This window comes from Klebsiella sp. JB_Kp042 (assembly GCF_040065275.1).
GTDB classification, from domain to species: domain Bacteria; phylum Pseudomonadota; class Gammaproteobacteria; order Enterobacterales; family Enterobacteriaceae; genus Klebsiella; species Klebsiella quasipneumoniae.
Genome location: NZ_JBEAJL010000067.1, coordinates 1 through 2,106 on the forward strand (window position 1 = coordinate 1; position 2,106 = coordinate 2,106).

Genomic DNA, 2,106 nt, shown 5'->3' on the forward strand with positions numbered 1-2,106 from the left:
TTAATCAGCGAGTCAGCTTGGGAAGAAATGACCTGCTTATTCGCACCTTCCCTAACCACTGACAATAGTCTTTTGCCTGTTGCCAGGTAACACCAACAGAATAATCTCCTTTTTGCAAGGATGGATAATTTTTTAAAAAAATATGGATGGGTGATTTTTTTACCCCTGTTATTTGCAGATATTTATTATAATCATCGTTGGTAATTTTAAACTTTGATATCGAAAAATCACTTAATACAACCTTATGTAATACCTGATCATCCTGGTTTATGCTGAAAGGCAGTTTTTCACCGACTAATGGTCCAAAATCCCCCATTAAAAACTCGCCGCCCTGAACGGGAACCATGTTAGAGAGTGACTTAGCAACAAGCGCTTCAGACAAGGTTTCACGCTTGCCAGTACTCTTCTGGTCACATCCGAGCAGTAAACTGGCAGCAACAGAAGCAACTACGATTAATTTTCTCATCTTATCACCTAAGCCTTTGCATCAGGCAGTCATTGTCCCCGTCGGGTGCTGGTCGTCGATCATGGCAAGATATTCTGACATCAGGCTATCCGGGACAGGTTTAAATAGTCTCTCCGGTTTATTGGAACATTCATTCAACGCTGTTGCTCCGGTTAAAATGATATATGTCACCACCAAACGACATTATTTATTGATGACGCAACGAAATACATACTGCGGACCAACACCATATTTTTCATAGTCACCATCAACTTCTTCTGGGAGTGGTGAAGCCGATTGTCTAAACATAGTCAATGCGTACTGTCTGTCGCCGCCAACATTCCCACGCAACACTTTCTCGGTCCCTTGCTCTGGTCCCTGAGGATTCTTTACCGGAGAGTTGGAGTAATAATCTGCTGCATACCAGTCATTGGTCCATTCTGAACCACTCAATCCCATATCATACAGCCCTATGGGATTTGATGGGTATTTACCTACTGGATAAATGGGAAGCCCCATCCCGTCAGTGTATTTATTCAGTTCATCCTGGCTTGGGACATTTTTTCCTGGTGTAAACTCACCATTGTTAGTAGCAAACGGAAGATACTGACCTCTGGATCTTGCTGCAAACTCCCATTGTGCCTCTGTCGGCAAATCAATTTTTTTACCGGATTTTTTACCTAACCACTGACAATAATCTTTTGCCTGTTGCCAGATAACACCTGCAGGATAATCCCCCTTTAGCAGAGAAGGATGACGTTGTGCCAGTATATCCACAGGTGGATTTTTTTTATCTGTTACTTTCAAATAAACATTAAAATCATCGTTAGTGACTTTATATTTTGATATCGAAAAATCACTTAAAATAACCTTATGTAAAGTTTTATCATCCTGTTGTATGCTGAAAGGTAATTTTTCACCAACTAATGGACCAAAATCACCCATTAAAAACTCACCACCCTGAACGGGGACCATATTAGAGACCGATTTATCCACAAGTGCTTTAGCTGCTTTTTCACTCCCGGTGGTATTTCCCTGATCGCACCCTGTCAGTAAACCGGCAGCAACGGAAGCAACTACGATTAATTTTCTCATCTTATCACCTCAGCCATTGCATCAGGCAGTCATTGTACCCGTCGGGTGCTGGTCGTCGATCATGGCAAGGTATTCTGACATCAGGATGTCCGGGACAGGTTTAAACAGGCTGTCCAGCGGAATATTATATTCATTGAGCGTTCCGACTATAATATAGTATTACCGCCAAACGATATTATTTATTAATAACGCAACGAAATACAAAAAGAGGACTAACTCCAAACTTTTGATAATCATCACGCCCAGCAAATTTTGGCACAGGTTGTGACGATTACCTGAATATAGTCAAGGCATACTGACGATCTCCGCCAACATACCCCCTTAAAACTTTTTCATTACCTTTAACTGGACCTTGAGGATCATAAACAGGGGAGTGGGAATAATAATCAGTTGAATACCAATCATTACTCCATTCGGCTCCACTTAGCCCCATATCGTATAAACCTAGCGGATTCGGAGGATATTTCCCAATGGGATAAATAGGAAAACCATAACCATCTGTGTATTCATCTAGGCTTTGTTGAATAAATCAGATTTCGGGTAAGTCTCCCCCGTAGCGGGTTGTG

2 protein-coding genes and 2 pseudogenes are annotated in these 2,106 nt (G+C 41.6%); all 4 read right to left on the bottom strand.

Annotated features, from left to right (window positions below):
- Nucleotides 1-46: 46 nt before the first annotated feature.
- Nucleotides 47-466 (bottom strand): annotated as a pseudogene (locus ABLV54_RS13140) (SUMF1/EgtB/PvdO family nonheme iron enzyme); the annotation flags it as partial.
- A 21-nt stretch (nucleotides 467-487) separates the two neighbouring features.
- Entirely contained in the window at nucleotides 488-604 is a 117-nt protein-coding gene (locus ABLV54_RS13145) for a hypothetical protein (protein WP_004217423.1), read from the bottom strand.
- A 45-nt stretch (nucleotides 605-649) separates the two neighbouring features.
- A complete protein-coding gene (locus ABLV54_RS13150; protein WP_226566138.1) occupies nucleotides 650-1,420 on the bottom strand; it encodes an SUMF1/EgtB/PvdO family nonheme iron enzyme in 771 nt (256 codons plus the stop codon).
- A gap of 295 nt (nucleotides 1,421-1,715) precedes the next feature.
- A pseudogene (locus ABLV54_RS13155) lies at nucleotides 1,716-2,106 on the bottom strand (SUMF1/EgtB/PvdO family nonheme iron enzyme); the annotation flags it as partial.

Coding starts and splice junctions, on each gene's coding strand:
- ABLV54_RS13150 (WP_226566138.1), bottom strand. CDS start 1,420: ATGGTCCCCGTTCAGGGTGGTGAGTTTTTAATGGGTGATTTTGGTCCA.